Origin of the sequence: Abyssisolibacter fermentans (assembly GCF_001559865.1) — a bacterium.
GTDB classification, from domain to species: domain Bacteria; phylum Bacillota; class Clostridia; order Tissierellales; family MCWD3; genus Abyssisolibacter; species Abyssisolibacter fermentans.
Genome location: NZ_LOHE01000068.1, coordinates 16,933 through 37,129, shown reverse-complemented (window position 1 = coordinate 37,129; position 20,197 = coordinate 16,933). Strand labels below are relative to the sequence as shown.

The window sequence follows — 20,197 nt, the reverse complement described above, 5'->3', positions numbered from 1 at the left end:
AACATAATATTCTACAATTATTTTCATCATTATACTTATTGTATCAAATTTCGATATATTTTCAATAAGATTTTTTTCTTCTCAGGATTATTATCCCACTATAGATAATATCAAAATACTTGACAAACCTATGCTTAAAAAATTAACTAAATCATTATTAAACATCTCAAATCCCCTGATTAGCGTAGTTTTTTTCCCATTAAATATTTTCTTTTCTGTTTCTTTATCTTCTTCTTCACTATAATATACACCCTGTACAGTAGCTCCTAAAAATGAGTCTATAAGCCCACCAAAAAATCCACCTAAAGAAATTAAAATAAATATTTTAAGAATACTTAAATTACCAATATCAACATTCATATAAATTATTAAAAATATAGAAACTAAAGCTATAAAAACAGACCCTATAAAGCTAGAGAAAGTTCCTAATAAACTGATTGCTCCTGATGTTCCTTTATTTACTCTCTTGAATGTCCTTAAAGAAAATGGTTTGGTTTTATTGAGTACTCCAAGCTCTGTAGCCCATGTATCAGCATTTGATGCTGCAAAAGCAATACATATACATATTAGATGTATAATATTATGTGAAAAATGATAAATAATTGAATATATTAACCCAACTCCACCATTGGCAAAAACTTGTAAAATATCTCTATTTCCTGTCTTATCAAATAATTTAGCACATTCTTGTTTTCTATTTTTCTTAAAATGACTTAACAAGCTAGATGATATAAAGAAAGACAGCATTATCACTATTCCTAATACTCCTGAAGTCATAAAAATAATAGTTCCTAATATTATTGCCCCAATACATCCACTTAATTTGAGTGATTTTTTATAATATGCAGGAAATGCTACGCTTGAACTTATTAAAAAACCTAAAGAAAGACTTGTAAATAACTCTATATGCACACTTTGAATATTTAATAAATAATATACAATTAATGAAGAAGAAATTGGTACTGTTAAATTGTCTAAGCCCCAAGGAGTAATTGCTTCAATAATTGTTGCTAAAAATGCGACAATAATCGCTATATGTATTATATCTATCCCTTTATAATTAAATAATATTAAGGCTGATACTATAAAAGATAAAATAAAAACTGTAAAAGAACCTTCAATACTCTTTTCATTTCCAAATATAAAATACTTAATATTTCCAAATTTCTTTCCAACAATAGCTGCAAATCCATCTCCATAACCCATTACTAAAATACCAATAGCACCTATATATCTATAATCGCTACCAAGCAAACCGTTTTTCCAAAACAAAGCAATTAAAATTACCAAAGATATTGGAAAATAAACAGTTCCCAAATCAGCTTTGTTTCCATTTCTTTCCATGCTTTTAATTAACTGTTTCTTATATGATACATAATTTAAAATTACAAAAATTATAGGAGGTATAATTGCATAATATATACTTTCTATAGAATACATTGCAACTACCCACCAGTGAGCTACTCCAATATGCACAAATTTTCTTGTTGATTCATTACTCCATTTACATGTTTTCTTTAAAACCTCTGAAACTATTAATATTACAAAAACAAATGTAATAGATAATACTACACCTAGAAGATCATTCAACTTAAAACACCTCATTTAAATTTTGTTATAACATTGGAAGCAATTACGTAGTAATTGCAACACACCGTTTCAACAAGGCACAAGATAATACAAACCGCCTATTAAATCTAATCGGTACTCGTCACCTTAGAGATGAGGAACATCTTTCGCCTTGTTATAACAACAGAAGCAATTACGTAGTAATTGCAACACACCGTTTCAACAAGGCACAAGATATGCACACACCGCCTGTTAAAAATCTAATCCCCGTCCTATATAGTTAGAGATATCTTGTGTCTTGTATATTTACCTACTTATTATATTTTATATAATGATTCGTTAAAATTCAACAAATCTTTTATAATAAGCTTGCGTAATATAACTAAATTATTACAAATATAATTGATCTATTAGCTAATATTTTGTTCTTTATTCAATATTTTTTTATTTAATCTATATTCTTGCCAACTACTTAAATAAACAGATACTATTATAAAAATTCCACCTATTATTTGATTTTTATAAATAGCTTCTTTTAAGATTATATAACTTGAAACACAGGTTACAACAGGCATTATATTCAAATATAAAGATGTTGTAAAAACACCTAAGTGTTTCATTGAATAAACATAAACTACAAAACCTATAGCTGAACAAAATATACTAAGATATAAAATATTCAATACAATGTTCATGTTAATCTGTGACCAAAGATTTTTTTCAAAAAGTGCAAATGGAAAAAACAGAATTGTTCCAAATAACGATTGGTAATACACTATAAAGGTTTGAGAATATTTATCAAACACTGGTTTGGTTGTTATACAATAAACAACCCATGAAAATATAGCACCAAACATCATAAGATATCCTTTACCGCTTTTACTGACAAATAAATCTTTAAAACTTATATCAACTAATAAATATACTCCAATTAAAGAAACAATAACACTAATTCCATGTACTAAAGTAATTCTTGTTTTAAAAAATATAGTATCAAATATTAAAGTAAAAATTGGTATCAATGCAATGATTAATGACGCTGATGAAGCAGGCAGGAGTTTAACACCATTATTTTCAAAATAAAAGTATAAAGTAACTCCTATAAATCCAGCTGCCATCATGTATTTAACATCTTTTTTTTCTAACTTTTCATTCGGACATTTTATTTTTACAATTAATGCTAATAATATGGATGCTATAAAAAATCTAATAAATCCTAATGTCATTGGTTGGACAACTACTACAGAAACTTTAATACATAAAAAAGAAACTCCCCACATTAATACTACAGATATTATACCCAATGTAGCCAATGCCTTATTATTTTTCATTTTACACTCTCCTAATTATAATGTTAAAACTACATTTTTTAGTATCTTTCCTATACTATCATTTATAACTAAATTGGCTTTACTATCATATGGAGTAACTTGTTTGTTTATTAATACTAATTTGTTACCCTTATAATAGTTTATTAACCCCGCTGCTGGGTATACAACTAATGATGTTCCTGCAACAATAAGCATATCAGCTTCTGATATATAATTAACAGCTTTACTTAATATTTCATTTTTTAGAGCTTCTTCATATAAAGTAACATCTGGTTTAATTATAGAACCGCATTTTTTACAAGTAGGTATAACTTCTTTGCTGTTCAAAATTGAGTTCAAATCATAGAATTCTTTACACTTAGTACAATAATTTCTATGTATTGATCCATGAAGTTCTAACACCTCTTTATTCCCAGCTAATTGATGTAACCCATCAATATTCTGCGTTATTACAGCTTTAAGCTTACCTAACTTTTCTAAATCAACAAGAGCTTTATGTCCATCATTAGGCATAGCATTTTTATAAATCATGCTTTCTTTATAAAATCTATAAAATTCTTCTGTATTTCTTTTAAAAAAAGTATGGCTTAACATGGTTTCAGGTGAATACTTATATTTCTGTTTAGCTTGATATAACCCTTCTTCGCTTCTAAAATCCGGAATATTACTCTCTGTAGATGTACCTGCTCCTCCAAAAAATACAATATTATCACTTTCTCTAATCATTTCTACAAGAGCCTGTATACTCATAAAATCACTTCCCAATCTAAATATTTACACATTCTAAAATATACTATACATCCTTAACATAATATTTTCAAGACATTTATGTATTTATATTCATATAAAGTTAAAAATAATAGAATCACAGACTATTATAAGTTGTACGAAAAATCAGGGATAATAATTAAAATATATTAAGGAGAATATTATGAATCAAAATATTGTAAACTTTAAAAAAATAAGGATGGATATCTTCAACAAACTAGTGAATGCTCATTGGAAAAATGAATTAGATTGCAATTTTCTTGATCAATTGTTTAATGAAATCAAGAGTAAATATAATCTTGATAGTAGTTATGATAATTATATAAAAGATTATATAAGATTAAATATGGGATTAGATCCAAGCGGTAAAAATGAATTTGCTAATGAAATAACTGATGTAACTAACCTAAATACAGTAAAAAAGCCTATAGTAAATAAAATATCAGGATTATGTGATAAATGCGAAAAAAAAGATGATTGTAATTTATGTAAATATGAGTCGCATATATATAGGAGAAGTCCCGGTCCTATCATTGATCATAATAAATGTGTTAGCTGTGGAAAATGTATAGATGACTGTGCTTATGGCGCAATACTAGATAAAATTGAGTTCATACCATTAGTAAACATGCTAAAAGATAAATCCCATCGTATTTTTGCAGCAGTAGCACCCTCTATAGCAGGACAATTTGGAGATAATATTTCACTAGGCAAACTTAGAACTGCATTTAAGCTTATGGGGTTTGAAGACATGGTTGAAGTAGCACTTTTTGCAGATATTTTAACTATCAAAGAAGCATTAGAATTCAACAATCTAGTAAAATCAAAGGAGGATTTTTACCTAACAAGTTGTTGCTGTCCTATATGGACCAGTTTAACTGAGAAGCAGTATCCAAAGCTTTATGAACACATGTCACTTTCTATATCTCCTATGGTTGCTTCTGGAAGAATCCTTAAATATTTATATAAAGATAATAATACTAAAGTAGTATTTATAGGACCTTGTGTTGCTAAAAAATCTGAAGCAAAGGATCCACGTGTTGAAGGTGCAATTGATTTTGTTTTAACATATCGTGAATTAAAAGAAGTTTTTGAAACATTAAATATAAACTTAGTAGATCTACCATCAGATGATAAAGATCAAGCTTCATATGGAGGTAGAGTTTACGCTAGAGTTGGTGGTGTAAGCTTTTCAGTAAAAACAGTAGTAAACAGAATAGCACCAAGAAGGCTAATAAAATTTAAACCTAAAAAGGTTAACGGTGTCAAGCAATGTAAGGAGCTTTTAGACGAGTTAAGTAAAAATCCCATAGTTGATTATAACTTTATCGAAGGTATGGGTTGTATAGGTGGTTGTGTAGGTGGTCCTAGAACAAATATTGATAAAGACAAAGCTACAGATATAGTCAATGAAAGTGGTGAAGATTCTTTAATTATGACTCCATTTGATAACATGAATGTTATGAAAATTTTAGATGCTTTAGGTGTGAGTGACATGGAGGATATCCTAGAAAATAAAAACGTAGCTAAAATATTAACAAAAGAATAATTTCCGATTAATAAAATATGCAATAACTTGTAGTTTTCAATACAATTTATTTAATTCTGTAATTCTATACATATATTTTAACAATCGGTTATGTTTTAATATAGTTAAGGGAGTGTAATATACACTCCCTTAACATACTATTTTCCTAAACATTTTTTTAAGAAATTTTTTTTACAGTTTCTAAATTTAGATATATCGTACTTATAAGCAACCAATCCTATTAATAAAAGTACAATACCAATTCCCACACAAAATCCTTCTACAATGGCTGGCAATAATCCGAATCTTATTGAAATTAAGTATATAACACTAAAAAGCAAACCAAAAGCCTGATAACTGTTAAATTTTTTCAATGTAATTACCTCCTACATCAATCAAAAATTAGTGTTCAAAAAAATATACACAATTAAATAAATATAGTTTTCTTTCTTTAAAGCCTTGCATTTATTGCATAGCTTTGATTTCTAACTCATTTTCCAAAACAGTTATTTCTAAAGTATCTCCATGTTCTACACTGCCGCTAATTATTTCTCTTGCAATTAATGTTTCAATTTTACTTTGTACAAATCTCTTTAATGGTCTTGCTCCATAAGCTGGTTCATATGCACTATCAAGTATAAATTCTTTAGCCTCTAAATCAAGTTCTATCTTTAGCTGTTTATCTTCTAGTCTTTTTTGTACATCACCTATTATTATATCAAGTATTTTAAATAATTCTTTTTTACTTAATGGTTTATATAAAACTATCTCATCAACTCTATTTAGAAACTCAGGTTTAAAATGCGCTCTTAAATTTTTCATTACATTATCTCTAGCTGCAAAATCTATTTCGCTTTCTTTATTAATACCATTTAACAAGAATTGTGATCCAATATTTGAAGTCATAATAATAATTGTGTTTTTAAAATCAACTAACCTACCTTGAGAATCAGTTATTCTTCCATCATCTAATACTTGCAGTAAAATATTAAAAACATCATTATGAGCTTTTTCAACTTCATCAAATAGTATTACTGAATAAGGCTTTCTTCTTACCGCTTCAGTTAATTGTCCTCCTTCTTCATAACCTATATATCCCGGAGGTGCCCCAACAAGCCTAGCTACTGAATGTTTTTCCATGTATTCACTCATATCAATTCTAATTAAATTATCTTCTGTATCAAATAATTCCTCAGCGATAGTTTTAGCTAGTTCTGTTTTACCTACACCAGTTGGACCAAGAAATATAAACGAACCTATAGGTCTTCTTGGATCTTTTATTCCTGCTCTTGATCTTATTATAGCATCACAAACCTTTTGCACAGCCTCATCTTGACCAATAACTCTCTGATGTAATATATTCTCAAGATTTAAAAGCTTATTTCTTTCACTTTCCATTAATTTTGATAATGGAATACCAGTCCACCTGGATATAATCTTTGATATCTCTTCTTCAGTAACAACTTCTCTAAGAAGTGCCTGCCCAGTTTTCAATTTGTCAAGCTCTTTTTCTTCATCTTCAAGTTTCTTTTGTAATTCAGGAAGCTTTCCATATTTGAGTTCAGCAGCTTTATTCAAATCATATTCTCTTTCTGCTTTATTTATTTCATTGTTTAAGTTTTCAATCTCTTGTCTTACATTATGAACTCTACTAATAGCATTTTTTTCATTTTCCCATTTCATTTTCATAGAAGAGAAATCATGTTTATACTCAGCCAAGTCTTTTTGAAGTTTTGAAAGCCTATCTCTACTAAATTTGTCATCTTCTTTTTTAAGTGCAGCTTCCTCAATCTCCATTCTCATAATATCCCTAGCTATACAATCTAACTCAGAAGGCATTGATTCGAGCTCTGTCTTAATCATAGCACAAGCTTCATCTACTAAATCTATTGCCTTGTCAGGTAAAAATCTATCTGTAATGTATCTATGTGATAATAAAGCTGATGATACTAAAGCAGTATCAGTTATTTTAACACCATGAAAATTTTCATATCTTTCTTTTAGACCTCTAAGAATTGAAATAGTATCTTCAACAGTTGGTTCATCTACCAAAACTGGCTGAAACCTTCTTTCCAGTGCTGGGTCTTTTTCAATATATTTTCTGTACTCATCTAATGTTGTAGCTCCAATACAATGAAGCTCTCCTCTAGCAAGCATTGGCTTTAATATATTACCTGCATCCATAGCTCCTTCAGTTTTACCGGCACCAACTATTAAATGCAACTCATCTATGAACATAATTATTTTCCCGTTGCTGCTTTTTATTTCATTAAGCACAGCTTTTAATCTTTCTTCAAACTCTCCTCTAAATTTAGCACCAGCAACAAGCGAACCCATATCTAATGAAAATATTTTTTTGTTCTTTAGACTCGTTGGAACATCGCCTTTTACTATCCTATGAGCTAATCCTTCAGCAATAGCAGTCTTACCAACACCAGGTTCTCCTATTAACACAGGATTATTTTTGGTCTTGCGAGATAAAATCCTTATCACATGCCTTATCTCAGAATCTCTACCTATTACAGGATCAAGTTCATTTTTCTTAGCTCTTTCTACTAAATCCTGTCCATATTTTTGGAGAGCTTCATAAGAATCTTCGGGATTATCACTTGTAACTCTCTGATTACCTCTCACTTGAAGTAAATTATTAAATATTGTCTGTCTGTTTACATTTATCTTTGTAAAAACGTTATTTAACTCACCTTTACAGTTATCTACTACTGCCATAAATATATGTTCAACCGATACATACTCATCCTTCATGTTTTGAGCTTCTTCTCTCGCCTTTAATAACATATTAGCGGTATCATTATTTATATATGTCTTATTTAACTGTTGAGTCTGATTATATATTTGAGGTTTTCTATTAACTATATTATCAATTTTTTTTATCAGAGTATCAGGACTAATTCCCATTCTCGTCAATAATCTAGGAACCAAACCATCATCTTGCTTGATTAAAGAAAGAGTCAAATGCTCCGGATATATTTCCGGATTCCCATATGTGCTTGCTATAGTTTCTGCATTTTGTATAGCTTCGATAGATTTTTGAGTAAAATCCTTTAAATTCATAAGAAAATCTCCTTTCATTATTTTTGTATTAACACATCTATATTACTACTTATTTATATTAAATAATATACTACTATAACTTGCAGTTTTCAATACAATTAATACCAATAATTTTTTAGTATTGTATTACCTGTAAACAATCAGTTTTTTCTTAGATTTTGTTTATTACTTTTTTTTAAAAAATTTATTATATTAAACCTATGAACTTAACTCAATCCATTCATTCATTAACTCATTTAGTTCATTTTTTAAAGTTTCTATTTCCTTATAAATTTGTTCTAGTTTTTCATAATCACTTGCATATGATTTCATTTCTTTCTCTTTAAAAATAATTTTATTTTCATGTTCTTGTATTAAACTTTCCATCTTTTCTAATTTTCTAAGTTTAATTTTCCTCTTACTATCTTCGTTCGATCTTTCTTTAACAGTAGTTTTTTTCTTTTTCGTTTCTTTAATTTCTTTAACTGCACTTTTTTTCTCGTTATAATAGTTATAATTACCTAGATATTCTTTTAATTTATAATTATTTACTTCAGCTATTTTATTAGCTATCTTATTTATAAAATATCTATCATGCGATATGAAAATAATAGTTCCTTCAAATGAACTTAGACCATTTTCAAGCATTTCTCTTGATTCAATATCTAAGTGGTTTGTAGGTTCATCAAGAATTAACGTATTTACATCCTGCTCAAGCATAATGCATAGTTTTAATCTGACTTTTTCGCCACCTGATAGAGTGGATATTTTTTTGAAAACATCATCCTTGTAAAACATAAATTTAGCTAATAAATTTCTTGCATTAAATTCGTTTAACTTCAACATCTCTCTGATATAATCAAGTATAGTTTTACTAGAATCTTCAAAAGTAATTTCCTGCTCTAAAAATCCAAATTTCACACCTGAACCTAATTTAACTAGCCCATTTTTAGGTGTTTCTTCACCTAATATTAATTTTAACAAAGTAGATTTACCACAGCCATTTTTACCAATTATACCTATACGTTCTTTAGCTTTCACTATTAAGCCAGCTTGCTTAAATATTATTTTGTCACCATAGCTCATATCAATGTCTTCGACTCTAACTATATCATTACTACTCTTTTGATTCAAAGAAAAATTGATATTTAATTTTTTATGATTTTGAGGTTTATCTATTTTATCCATTTTTTCTATTCTCTTTTCCATGTTAAAAGCTTTTTTAAACATGGCTTCATTATCTGCTCTAGTGCCCCAATCTCTAAATCTTTTAACAGCCTCCTGCATTTCACCAATCTTCTTTTGCTGTCTATTATATGCTTCTAATTGTAACTTACGTTGTTTTTCTTTTTCATCTATAAAACTAGAATAATTACCTTTATATACTTTAGCTTTACCATTTTCAATGTCAATAATCTTATTCACAGTCTTATCAAGGAAATATCTATCATGTGAAATAATCAAAACACAACCGTTATAATCTTTTAAATACTCTTCCAGCCATTCAATAGAATTTACATCTAAATGATTTGTAGGCTCATCAAGAAGTAATATATCTGGATTTTCTAGAAGTATTTTAGCAAGAATTACAGTCGTTTTTTCTCCACCGCTTAGCTCTATAAACTTTCTTTGCTTGTATTCTTCATCAATGTTAAATCCGATACAAACTTTGCTTAATTTCTCACTTATTTCATAACCTCCTAAATGTTCAAAGGTTACTTGTAGGTCACTATATTTTTTCATAATCGTTTCTAGTGCTTTATCTTGAACTACACTCATATCCTTTTCCAGCTTTTCCATTTCACACTTTATTTTTAGTACTTCCTCAAAAGCTATATTTAAAACATCTATAACTTTATAATCATCAGGATAATCTGGTATTTGGTCTAGGTAACCAACTTTTTTTCCTTTACTAATAGATAAGTTACCGTCATTATAATTCTCAATACCATATATTACTTTCAATATAGTTGTTTTACCCGTCCCATTCCTACCAACCATTCCAACCCTGTCGCCTGAATATAACTCAAAACTTATATTTTCCAATACTTTTACTGCTCCATAATATTTTGATATTCCTTGTAAACTTAACTCAATCATTACTAACACACCTCCATAATAAATGAAACTCCTGCAAAATCATAATTTGGTTTCTTTGCTCAATTAAATCTCCTACTCAGTTCCTTCTTGCTTTAAATCATAGCTTTAACTGCCTGCAAACAAAAAAAGCCAGATGAAATCTTCTTCACCTGACTTTTGGTCAATTATACCGCATATATAAACAATAGACTCCTACTCAGTACCTTCCTAGGAGCAAGCAACTCAACCAAATTAAGATTTGAGTTTTTAGCTTAAAAAAATCCGGACAGTAAATCCGGATTATCATTCAATAAAAAATTTTATCGGTAAAGATGATTTACTCATAATTTAATATATTCAATTTTGGACGTACTACTCCCTTGTAACTAACATCAGTAAATGCGATAGTAAAGTTTGTAGTTTTCATATCCAAACATATATTAATTAAATTCTGAGTATTCACCATTACACCTCCTTAATAATACTATATCCATTTTAACATAAATAATTATATTTGCCAAATTATTTTTTCTACTCAATCCTTAATCACTCTTATAAAAAGTCAATATTCTCTTTAAGTCAAGCGACGTTTATATTTAAACTATTTTAAATCAAAAAATAGCTCTGTCTTTTCTCCTGCTTCTTTAAAACCATATTTTTTATACATTTCCTTTGCAGTATCTTCACTATCAATTATAAGATAAACAATCTCAATATTTTGCTCACAAATTACCTTGAACTCAACAGGATAGTTCCGTACTAAACTTTATCCACATCATACTCCTTGATTGTAATTACCTGTTATCTCAATTGTATTTCCATCAGGGTCATCCACAAAAAAATAGTAATATGGTGAGGCAATATTCAAGTATAGAATTTCTGTTACTTCACCTATGTTTAGTTTTTTAATTCGCTCATATTCTGCATTAAGGTCATCTACATAAAAATTTAATACAAAATTGTTACCATATTGAATTTTTCTGTTTTTATAATATGTAAGATATTCATTGCTGTAATGTGTTTCTAAATTTTCTCCCTGTTTAATTAGCTCTTTATCATATTCTGGATTATATAAAGCAATACAGCTTCCAAAATCAAATTGTGCCCATCTATTATAATTCTGAGAAGATACTTTCATTTGTAATAAAGCTTCATAAAATGCAATTGACTTTTCAAAATCCTTTACTATTAGATAAGTAGAACCTAATTTTAACATATACTAATCCTCCATCAAACGTAATTTTATTTCTTTGTGTGATTATTTTTGAAATTTATTATATGCATGCTATTCCTTAACTCCAAATCTCTATTTTAAAATTTATTGTAATATAAATAAAAAATTAAATGATTATTTTTTGCTAACTCATTTAATCATCTTGTTAATGTCTTTGTACAGACTTATTTGTCATTTCAGCTCTAAAGCCTCTTTTGTAATACCCTTAGAGTTTTATACGCTATTACTTACATAACTTTAGAAGAATACATAATTAATCCTTAAAATAAACTTTTAGTACTAATGCCCAATCCATCATTTCAGCTGTTTTTTCAATACTTTCTTCCTGACTATAAACCTCATCATCACTTGCCATTAATCCCCATACACTTATTTCAGTATCATCTGTTGTAACAATTTCATCAGTTAACTCACATGGTGAGTAACCATAATCAGAATCAAATCTTTTTAGATACATTACAGAACTACTATACCCGTTTTCATTTCCCATAGCTGTAGTCATAATCATATCTTCCGATCGCTCTAATTCATTATTTATTAATTCTTTTAGAGATAAACTAATTTCACCGTCAAACTCTCCATCAATTCTCATTGAAAATATACAATTAGTCTCAGCTACTTTTCCATTTTCCCAAATTTGATATTTACAGCCAATGAAGTCCTTGTCTCCATTATATTTTATTTTAGCACATCCTGTGATTAATCCCATATGCGGCTGTAATTTCCTCGCTTCACCTTCAAAAAGCTTACTGCTTGAAACCTTAACAGTATTCTCATCTGTTATTTCTGCTTTAGAACAACCTGTGAAAATTAGTATCATGATTAATATTATACTCATAATTTTAAATTTGTTAGGCATTGCACACCCCCTATAAGATATATTGATGCTCATACTATCTGCTGTGGGATAAAATATTAATTCTGTATACCAGTGGTGTCAATAATGTAAACCAGACCTTTTCCATAAAATTATATTCTGTTTCATTTCATTATATTATCTAAATACACCATACTACGATTGATAATATGATTTTCACCTCTTTCTATCTCAGCTAGTAACTTATTTGCTTCATCATAGGCTAAGCAATAATCTTCTTCAGTGATAATCCTGTTTTCAAGCGAATCCTTCAATTCATCTTCATCCAACAATAGTGTTTCTTTTGATGGTAAATGAACAATATCTAAATATAAATCATCAAAATAAACTCTACCATCTTCAATTCCATTTCTTTTAATTATATCAAAATACCACTGTATTATTTTATTGTTATTATCTATCATAGTTGTTACGGCATAATGTTTGTTTATTGGCATATGTTGCATCCATTTATATCCATCATTAACTAATATTAATTCCTTTCGATTTATATTAACGACTAGTGGTTCTCGTGCTTTATCAATATATAAAAGCGATAAATAACCTTTAAAATATTTATCATCTATAAATTTTTCTATATATCTTCTTTGTATTACCCTTTTCCAGTCTAAACGATCTAAATATTTTCTTTTCATATTTTTCTCCATTATGTCGTAAACACCCCGTTACAATTCATTTTTAAAACAAGTAATTTCTTTTATAAGTAAATTTCGTATAATTTTTGCACTTATTCCTTTAAATATATCAATTCTTTAAAGTTAGTCATGTTAGCTTTAATTTACTCTTACATTTATGAACTTTGGTCGTAAATCTTTCTTTACTATATTTACCATCATTTATCCAATGTTGATAAATCTTTATTATGTGCAGTAACAACTGTGGTATAATCTATAATTAGACAATTTGAAATATACACTTTTATCTCTCAAATAAATATTCTTCGTGTACTTCAATTTCATCAAGTGAATTTACTTTGTAACCCATACACAAAAAATCAGATTGATAATCTAATGCTTTTCTAAATCTTAACTGTTGTTTTGATCTTACTATCTTTAAAGCTTCCTCCTTAGATACCCATTTTACTTCACTACTTTCATCACTAGTTCTCAGGTCACCTGATACATATTTACAAATAAAATCAATAGTAACAATTGTAGGTACTTCTTTAACTCCATTGTATCCCTTTTTCTTTTTTGTATTTGAATATATTCCGACAATGTTTATTATTTCTACATTAACACCTGTTTCTTCTTTTATTTCTCTGATTAACCCTTGTGGTACAGTTTCACCTGGTTCTACAATCCCACCTGGATACTCCCACCCTTTTCGAGGATTTTTTATAAGTAAAATTTCATTTTTATCATTTATTATTACTCCACCTGCAGCAACTATATGTGTTGGTAAAACCATGGAATCCCCTCCAATATTTATTTCATCATGTCTTACTATTAAATAAAAACTTCGAAGCACAACCTAAATAAGAGAGTACCTATATAAATCCCCATTTTCTATTTGGAAAATCAAAATACCAGTCCATTTGTCTTATTGTAGGAAACCCTAGAATCATATCCATTTTAATATTTGCCTTACTGTTTATATTTGACAAATTAATTGCAGCTACTTTATGTGATGTGAATTCGTAACCATTAATTGAATAATTCTTCATAATATATATATCTGTTTCACGTGACTCGCCAGTAGAATCCGTACCAATATCCTTACCAATTCTTTCGAATAAGCTCGGATTCCTCTTGACAAATTCTTCATCAACAACCGTAATACTTGCTCCTGTATCCCATAGGCATTTTGATTTTATTTCTTTGAAGCCAATATCAATATATGGATGATATTTATTACCTACTTCTAAATCAAAAAGGTTCTCAGGCATGATAGAATCATCCTCTTCAATTATCAATAACTCTTGAGTACTATAAGAAAAAACAATAACATGTTTTTTCAAAACATCTATACCTAATACATTCTTTATATTATCATTCAGATTATTTATAATATCTATCTTAATGCCATTTTCTATTATTGGTCCCAAACAAAGTTTATCTATATTGACTTCTCTACAGTTTAATGTACCAATCACACCACTAAATTTTTTTCCTTTACTATATTCTAAACTTTCAAGATATTCATCAGTAACCAGTGTAGATTTTGCAGCACCTGTATCTAATAGAAAATTATATTCTTTATCATTTATTTGACCTTTAATATAAACTTCAACATCATCATGTGAAATATCATTTTCTTCAAAAAAAAGCCTAATCCTTTGCATAAAATCACTCCTTATACTATAACGATTACGGTATGTTAGTTAACTAACATAAATCCAATCAAATACTGCATATTGCTAGCGTGTTATGTAAAATCTAAGAACGAGTATTATCATTCAATTTCTCTAAAATCTTATCTAGTCCCTCAATATATTCTTCAACTTCCTTCGGAAGTTCCATCTGTGTAAAAGGGTTACTACCTCGCTTATATGTAGATGCACTTCTAATCTCACCATATTCTTTACTCAACTCAATTACATCTTTTAGTGATTTAATCTCGTATTCAGTTATATCTCCATTCAATTTTATATTTTCTTGTATCTTAGTTAAAATTTGCGATAAACTATATATACTTTCTCCAAAGTTATCATTAAGTCTGGAATGATGCATAAGATTATTATCTATATAGATAACTTTTTGGTTAGTTCTTTCAAAAATATCAAGAATATCATCCTTCGCAATATTTTTCAACTCTCCATCTTCAAAAATTTGAGTGTTTAAATCATCAATTATGGCAAATAATAATCTCCATTCATTAGAGTAATTCATTTTAATAAACTCGTCTGCCATACGATTGCGATCTCTATAACCAGATCCTACTACTAACGTAATAACGCTTAAAATTATAATTATACTAATATATATTTTTCTTTTCATATTCCATAATCCTCCAAACTAATTTTTAGATTCATAACTCATACATTCAATAATAATAGTTCATGAACACTATTATTATTAGGATACAAACTTTAGTCAGTGAAATCTTCCTGCAATGAACCCCCCTACTACAACATTTTATCCAATATTCTTTGTATCTTTCTACAATTATTTTTTTGAAATGTGCATATATTTGTAATTTTATATTTGTATACCTAAAAATTCTTGTATTACATTTTTGAAATTAACATCTATTTCTCTTGAGAATAATAACAAGTATATGTACATTTAGCGACCTCGTAACCGTGTTGTAATATCAAATTGAAATTAGATGTTGAAGGCTTACTTAAGGTCGTAGAATAATCACGCACTTTAATCGCATCAGCAGTACACATACATTGTGTAACTAATTTTTCTCTTAAGTCTCCATGTATTCCACTGGCTTCAGTTATTGCTTCAGCACTATTTCCAATTTTGAAGTACATACCTTTTTGTGTACGCTTTATATAATCCATCACATTTCTATTACGCAACGCTCCAATCTGATCCATCGAAATATCAAGTAATCTTTTAAGATTCTTACTAGAAAGACCATCTTTCCTTTTTTTATAACCACTTGACCCTGAAGCATTACTTACAATAAGATAATCCACTCCTTCGCTTAAGCACCCGCCATTATCCATTTTGTAAACTGATTCTAATCCTAAATTATCATAAACTCCGCCATCCCATAGATGAATAATTTTATCTTTTGGAGGAGTCCAATCTTTTTTTGCATAACTAGACTTTATCCACGGATATTTATCTATTCGTAATTTATAAGGACCAATTAAAATTGGAAAACCAGCAGATGAAGCTACTGCAACAGCTAAAGGAAGCTTTGGGTTCTCAACATAACCTATTTGATAATCTCCCATTCTATCTTGTGAAAAGCGAAAACGTTTACCTGTTTCAAATGTTGTGCAATTAATATACCATGACGGATTCTTATCCAAGTCAGCAATCGTTCCTGATATACCCCAGTATTTTTCAATTACTTTTGCGATTAAATTAACTTTTTTATTCCACCACCACGGTGAGATAATCAATCTCATTAATGCAAGCTTCTCAATATCCTTTTCAAGAATAACTTTTTGAATTTTAGGTAGCACTTCATTTAAATATTCTTTACTATTAGGCCATTTAAAATCATTGTGTGAATATATCAAACCTATACATAAACTTGCTCCAGAAACTGACGAAAGACGTACAATATCTTCTAGCATATTCTTTTCTGCCATCCACTTTAGTACACCTAAATGGAAAATAGTTGCTCTAATTCCTCCACCAGAAAGTGCCATTCCAATCTTTCTTTGACCATCACCCATATTTATCCTCCTATTTATAAAATCTAAAGAACCTATATAATTCCCATAAATATTTTCTTTCTCTTATTGTTAATAAAATCCACACTATATGTTTCTAATAATAATAGTTGCGAATCAATTTGTGCCAATTTACCACATCTCTGCCATGATGCGGTACAAAGATTATATCTGGAAAAGTAAGTGTTATTTTATCTTGAATTTTTTCTAGTGCAATAGGAACAGATTACCGCACCTATATTTATGTAGTATATAAATTATAGGACAACCTCGCATTTGGTGTGGGATAAGATATTAACTTGCGTTGGATAGTGCTCTTTTTTCTTATTTATATGAGATTAAATCAGTTTCATTTATTTTGCTTGCATCAAATCTAAAGTGACCACTTATTTTTTGTCTTGATCTTGTCATAGCATCTTCTTCCCTTACCGGCTGTCCACCATTATGTATGATATATGGGACACCATTTTTATTGCGTCTATTTGATACTATTGCAATATGCTTATCACCATACGTTACAATATCTCCCGGTTGCCATTGTTCTATTTTTGAAGTATCAAGTGTCAATGAAAGTGCATATCGCTCAAAAAACACTCTCAAATTTGGTACTCGTCTAAAATCTATATTGGAATCTGGTTTACCATTAACCCTTGGATATAAATTAATATTATTCTTTATATCTTTATCCACCATATCCTTTAGATTATATCCTGCATTCTTAAAAGCTCGCCATATTACATCAGTGCAAACTCCAATATCATCAGGAGGATATCCCCCATTCTGATAAGAACCATCATATTTAGGTTTGTTCTTTGCATCTTTTCGTGCGCCAATCATTATATCTGTATAATCATCTATACCATTATTGTTAAAATCTACGGAACTGGTTACAGTTTTTATTCCAAATTTTTCAGCAAAGTAATAACTCTTGGGAATTAGATTCCAGTAATCTGCAATATAAATAATTACTACTACACAAAACAAGATAAATACTATGCACAACAATTTTAATATTTTCTTTATGTTCAAAGTAATACTCTCCTTCATCAATTATAAATACTCTTAATTTAATAATATGCAAATAACAATCAAAAACAACATAGTTCATCCCTATAAAGTCCTCACATAGACGTATATATAACTTATTATCATTTTACTACAAACTACTATAGTACTATTTCTAGGAATCCAGTTATCTGATTTTGGTCATATTCTTTCAATATCCCCTTACTTGGATCATAATATTTTCCATCATAGAAAAGTATTAAATGACCTTTTGTATTTATAATACAACATTTAGGAAGTTCCTGATCTTTTTTTAATTTATAAACCATTTTATTCGAGTGAACAATTCCATAGTAATCTAATGTTTCTATTACTTTGCTCAAAGATGCTTGCCATTTTTTTGCCTTCATTATCGTAATTACTTCTTCTAATTCTACTCCTGCCAGCATTGCAACACAAGCTTGTCCACACAATCCGTGTTGTGGCTGAATAATTTCAATATTATCTATTTTTCTTATGGGTTTTTCTAAGCTGTATGGACTATTATTATTGATACGTGTTAAAGATTCAATCGCTTCAAAAGATATATCAAATTCTTCTTCTAAATTTAAATCTTTCAATATAACCTTTGTTATAGGTATATAATAGTTTCCATTTCCTTTGGGCACTAATTTACATTCAAAAGTTAAATCCTCTATTGATACTTTTACAGGTATAAGTCCTTTTTGTCCTAATACTTCCCATACATTAAAAGGAATACTTATAAATGTTCTTGCTCTTTCTTTTAATAATTTTCCCCTAAACTTGTATTCCATTATAATCACTCCCATTACATCATTCAGTCGTAGCCTATTAATTCATACTCGACTACCCTCAAAAATATAATTACAAATATATTGTTATAACATAACTATATTGTATAAAAACTAACTACTCACGATATCCATATTCTTGCTTTATATAATACCTTTGAATCATATTAAGAGTAAAATCATATAGTTTCTTTCTATAATTTCCTTCTAGAAGTTTGGTGTTTTTTTCGTTCAAATAAAAATAATATAAATCTTCTATTATTTCTAAGTCTCCCATATCTGAAAAATGCTCTTTGCAAAATTGAATGACATCATTTTTTCTTATGCTTAATAATCCTTTTTCAATACATATACACCTAATAGTTTCCCAAGCATTTTTTATTTGAGTTATAGTACCATTGTTCACATCGTAATCGGAAATCCTATCACCTAAATCAATAACAGATTTTTGTATTCTTTTCATACGGATAGGAATAAAATATTGAGGTTCAATTTTGGTATAGAGACATATTATGTCTTGTCCATATATTACTTCATGGTATTTAATGCTATCAAAAGCGTATAACCACAGCTTTGGATATCCTTTTGGAATATTATCAATACTCCATTCATTTAATAATCTATGTCCACAGTCTTTTACAGTTTTAATATCTTGCCATTGAACGTCATAAAATAGTGGTTTTCTTTGCTGTTCTCTTTTGGGTAATTTACTTTGAATATTTTTTACTACATCTTCTATATGCCTCTTAGTTTGCAAATCTACATTTTTATGTACCGTTGTAATTGTAATATCAATATCACTGGAATCTTCAATGAAATCACCTCTTATAATACTTCCATCAATAATTACACTAACAATTTCATTCTGTATTGATGAACTTATTTTTTGTAACTCACATTGTAATTGTTGTATATTTTCTAGAACTTTATTTAGTATCATCTTATCATTTATTCTCCTAATTAATCTGTTATTTCCATTTATCATAAAAAAACATATCATTTCTACTTTCGTTACTTTTTGGACTTGGAATTTCATCTGCATAACCAATTGGTACAAGAAGCTGACAGGTAATATGCTCTGGCAATCCTAATATTTTATTTATTTTTTCTATATCCATAAAATCAACTAAACAACCACGTAAATTATGCGAAACAGCAGTGAGAATCATATGCTGAGCTGCTATGTAAACAGGTGTACTTTGCATTAAAGTTTTACAGGCTTTACGATTTTTATGTTCTCTTAGTAAATTAACAATATCCTCACTATATCTAAGTTTATTCCCAATAACACCATAGTCATCTTCCTTTTGATCTCCAATATCCCAACTAATATCACAACAACAAACAAAAATAACCGGTGCTTTTGCTACCCACTCAGCCCATAATGCTGCACCCGCAATTTCATTTTTTACTTTAGTATCTTTTATGACTCCAAAATAATAATTACAGGTATCTGTTTCGGGAGCAAGTTTTGCACTTTCCAAAATATCATTAATAATACTATTGCTTATTTCTAAGTCTTTAAATTTCCTTACTGACCTTCTTTTTCTCATTACCTCTAATAATTCCATGATATCCCCCTTCTTTAAATTAATATATTGCTAGCCTATTTTACAAAAACTCAGCACTTTACGCTAAAA

Annotated in this window: 19 protein-coding genes; 1 reads left to right on the top strand and 18 read right to left on the bottom strand. The window is 28.7% G+C overall.

Features of this window, described 5'->3' with window-relative positions; all coding sequences use genetic code 11:
• Positions 1–90 precede the first annotated feature (90 nt).
• The 3 genes from AYC61_RS12130 to AYC61_RS12120 all read right to left on the bottom strand — a co-directional run bounded on the left by AYC61_RS12130 (position 91) and on the right by AYC61_RS12120 (position 3,650).
• Positions 91–1,590: a DUF92 domain-containing protein gene (locus AYC61_RS12130; protein ID WP_066502602.1), complete on the bottom strand. Its 1,500-nt coding sequence runs from the start codon at positions 1,588–1,590 to the stop codon at positions 91–93.
• A gap of 389 nt (positions 1,591–1,979) precedes the next feature.
• Positions 1,980–2,900 (bottom strand): DMT family transporter, encoded by a 921-nt coding sequence (locus AYC61_RS12125; protein ID WP_066502599.1) that lies wholly within the window; start codon positions 2,898–2,900, stop codon positions 1,980–1,982.
• A gap of 15 nt (positions 2,901–2,915) precedes the next feature.
• A complete protein-coding gene (locus AYC61_RS12120; RefSeq protein WP_066502588.1) occupies positions 2,916–3,650 on the bottom strand; it encodes an NAD-dependent protein deacylase in 735 nt (244 codons plus the stop codon).
• Between the two features lie 181 nt (positions 3,651–3,831).
• On the opposite strand from AYC61_RS12120, the gene AYC61_RS12115 reads away from it, so the two are divergent.
• Entirely contained in the window at positions 3,832–5,217 is a 1,386-nt protein-coding gene (locus tag AYC61_RS12115) for a [Fe-Fe] hydrogenase large subunit C-terminal domain-containing protein (protein WP_066502585.1), read from the top strand.
• A 137-nt stretch (positions 5,218–5,354) separates the two neighbouring features.
• On the opposite strand, the gene AYC61_RS12110 is transcribed toward AYC61_RS12115, so the two are convergent.
• The 15 genes from AYC61_RS12110 to AYC61_RS12045 form a co-directional block, all read right to left on the bottom strand.
• Positions 5,355–5,570 (bottom strand): hypothetical protein, encoded by a 216-nt coding sequence (locus AYC61_RS12110; RefSeq protein WP_156456450.1) that lies wholly within the window; start codon positions 5,568–5,570, stop codon positions 5,355–5,357.
• 91 nt (positions 5,571–5,661) lie between these two features.
• Positions 5,662–8,268: an ATP-dependent chaperone ClpB gene (gene clpB / locus AYC61_RS12105; RefSeq protein ID WP_066502583.1), complete on the bottom strand. Its 2,607-nt coding sequence runs from the start codon at positions 8,266–8,268 to the stop codon at positions 5,662–5,664.
• 198 nt (positions 8,269–8,466) lie between these two features.
• Entirely contained in the window at positions 8,467–10,347 is a 1,881-nt protein-coding gene (abc-f, locus tag AYC61_RS12100) for a ribosomal protection-like ABC-F family protein (RefSeq protein WP_066502579.1), read from the bottom strand.
• Between the two features lie 316 nt (positions 10,348–10,663).
• On the bottom strand, positions 10,664–10,789 hold the full coding sequence (locus AYC61_RS22060) for a hypothetical protein (protein ID WP_275935244.1): 126 nt from the start codon (positions 10,787–10,789) through the stop codon (positions 10,664–10,666).
• A 312-nt stretch (positions 10,790–11,101) separates the two neighbouring features.
• Positions 11,102–11,542: a VOC family protein gene (locus AYC61_RS12095; RefSeq protein WP_066502575.1), complete on the bottom strand. Its 441-nt coding sequence runs from the start codon at positions 11,540–11,542 to the stop codon at positions 11,102–11,104.
• Between the two features lie 271 nt (positions 11,543–11,813).
• Positions 11,814–12,419 carry a hypothetical protein gene (locus AYC61_RS12090; protein ID WP_066502573.1) on the bottom strand — a complete coding sequence of 202 codons (606 nt, stop codon included), beginning with the start codon at positions 12,417–12,419 and terminating at the stop codon, positions 11,814–11,816.
• 122 nt (positions 12,420–12,541) lie between these two features.
• Positions 12,542–13,072 carry a ribonuclease FAU-1 family protein gene (locus AYC61_RS12085; protein WP_162265463.1) on the bottom strand — a complete coding sequence of 177 codons (531 nt, stop codon included), beginning with the start codon at positions 13,070–13,072 and terminating at the stop codon, positions 12,542–12,544.
• A 283-nt stretch (positions 13,073–13,355) separates the two neighbouring features.
• Complete coding sequence (locus AYC61_RS12080; protein WP_082759937.1) at positions 13,356–13,847, bottom strand: NUDIX hydrolase; 492 nt, start codon at positions 13,845–13,847, stop codon at positions 13,356–13,358.
• A gap of 79 nt (positions 13,848–13,926) precedes the next feature.
• Positions 13,927–14,721, bottom strand: a complete 795-nt coding sequence (locus AYC61_RS12075) for an aspartyl protease family protein (RefSeq protein ID WP_066502568.1) — start codon at positions 14,719–14,721, stop codon at positions 13,927–13,929.
• A 94-nt stretch (positions 14,722–14,815) separates the two neighbouring features.
• A complete protein-coding gene (locus AYC61_RS12070; protein WP_066502565.1) occupies positions 14,816–15,376 on the bottom strand; it encodes a hypothetical protein in 561 nt (186 codons plus the stop codon).
• Between the two features lie 251 nt (positions 15,377–15,627).
• A complete protein-coding gene (locus AYC61_RS12065) occupies positions 15,628–16,743 on the bottom strand; it encodes a patatin-like phospholipase family protein (RefSeq protein WP_066502561.1) in 1,116 nt (371 codons plus the stop codon).
• A 321-nt stretch (positions 16,744–17,064) separates the two neighbouring features.
• Positions 17,065–17,769 (bottom strand): DUF1287 domain-containing protein, encoded by a 705-nt coding sequence (locus AYC61_RS12060; RefSeq protein ID WP_066502554.1) that lies wholly within the window; start codon positions 17,767–17,769, stop codon positions 17,065–17,067.
• Positions 17,770–17,906: 137 nt separating this feature from the next.
• A complete protein-coding gene (locus AYC61_RS12055) occupies positions 17,907–18,560 on the bottom strand; it encodes a DUF1905 domain-containing protein (RefSeq protein ID WP_066502549.1) in 654 nt (217 codons plus the stop codon).
• Positions 18,561–18,675: 115 nt separating this feature from the next.
• Complete coding sequence (locus AYC61_RS12050) at positions 18,676–19,542, bottom strand: nucleotidyltransferase domain-containing protein (RefSeq protein WP_156456449.1); 867 nt, start codon at positions 19,540–19,542, stop codon at positions 18,676–18,678.
• On the bottom strand, positions 19,526–20,128 hold the full coding sequence (locus AYC61_RS12045) for a nitroreductase family protein (protein WP_066502532.1): 603 nt from the start codon (positions 20,126–20,128) through the stop codon (positions 19,526–19,528). Before AYC61_RS12045 ends, AYC61_RS12050 begins: the two co-directional genes overlap by 17 nt.
• Positions 20,129–20,197: the final 69 nt, after the last annotated feature.

What these genes read in the sequence shown, in the direction of transcription:
- AYC61_RS12080 (WP_082759937.1), bottom strand. Translation starts at nt 13,847, where the DNA reads ATGGTTTTACCAACACATATAGTTGCTGCAGGTGGAGTAATAATAAAT.
- AYC61_RS12070 (WP_066502565.1), bottom strand. Translation starts at nt 15,376, where the DNA reads ATGAAAAGAAAAATATATATTAGTATAATTATAATTTTAAGCGTTATT.
- AYC61_RS12075 (WP_066502568.1), bottom strand. Translation starts at nt 14,721, where the DNA reads ATGCAAAGGATTAGGCTTTTTTTTGAAGAAAATGATATTTCACATGAT.
- AYC61_RS12085 (WP_162265463.1), bottom strand. Translation starts at nt 13,072, where the DNA reads ATGAAAAGAAAATATTTAGATCGTTTAGACTGGAAAAGGGTAATACAA.
- AYC61_RS12065 (WP_066502561.1), bottom strand. Translation starts at nt 16,743, where the DNA reads ATGGGTGATGGTCAAAGAAAGATTGGAATGGCACTTTCTGGTGGAGGA.
- AYC61_RS12045 (WP_066502532.1), bottom strand. Translation starts at nt 20,128, where the DNA reads ATGGAATTATTAGAGGTAATGAGAAAAAGAAGGTCAGTAAGGAAATTT.
- AYC61_RS12050 (WP_156456449.1), bottom strand. Translation starts at nt 19,542, where the DNA reads ATGATAAATGGAAATAACAGATTAATTAGGAGAATAAATGATAAGATG.
- AYC61_RS12090 (WP_066502573.1), bottom strand. Translation starts at nt 12,419, where the DNA reads ATGCCTAACAAATTTAAAATTATGAGTATAATATTAATCATGATACTA.
- AYC61_RS12095 (WP_066502575.1), bottom strand. Translation starts at nt 11,542, where the DNA reads ATGTTAAAATTAGGTTCTACTTATCTAATAGTAAAGGATTTTGAAAAG.
- AYC61_RS12125 (WP_066502599.1), bottom strand. Translation starts at nt 2,900, where the DNA reads ATGAAAAATAATAAGGCATTGGCTACATTGGGTATAATATCTGTAGTA.
- clpB (WP_066502583.1), bottom strand. Translation starts at nt 8,268, where the DNA reads ATGAATTTAAAGGATTTTACTCAAAAATCTATCGAAGCTATACAAAAT.
- AYC61_RS12055 (WP_066502549.1), bottom strand. Translation starts at nt 18,560, where the DNA reads ATGGAATACAAGTTTAGGGGAAAATTATTAAAAGAAAGAGCAAGAACA.
- abc-f (WP_066502579.1), bottom strand. Translation starts at nt 10,347, where the DNA reads ATGATTGAGTTAAGTTTACAAGGAATATCAAAATATTATGGAGCAGTA.
- AYC61_RS12115 (WP_066502585.1), top strand. Translation starts at nt 3,832, where the DNA reads ATGAATCAAAATATTGTAAACTTTAAAAAAATAAGGATGGATATCTTC.
- AYC61_RS12120 (WP_066502588.1), bottom strand. Translation starts at nt 3,650, where the DNA reads ATGAGTATACAGGCTCTTGTAGAAATGATTAGAGAAAGTGATAATATT.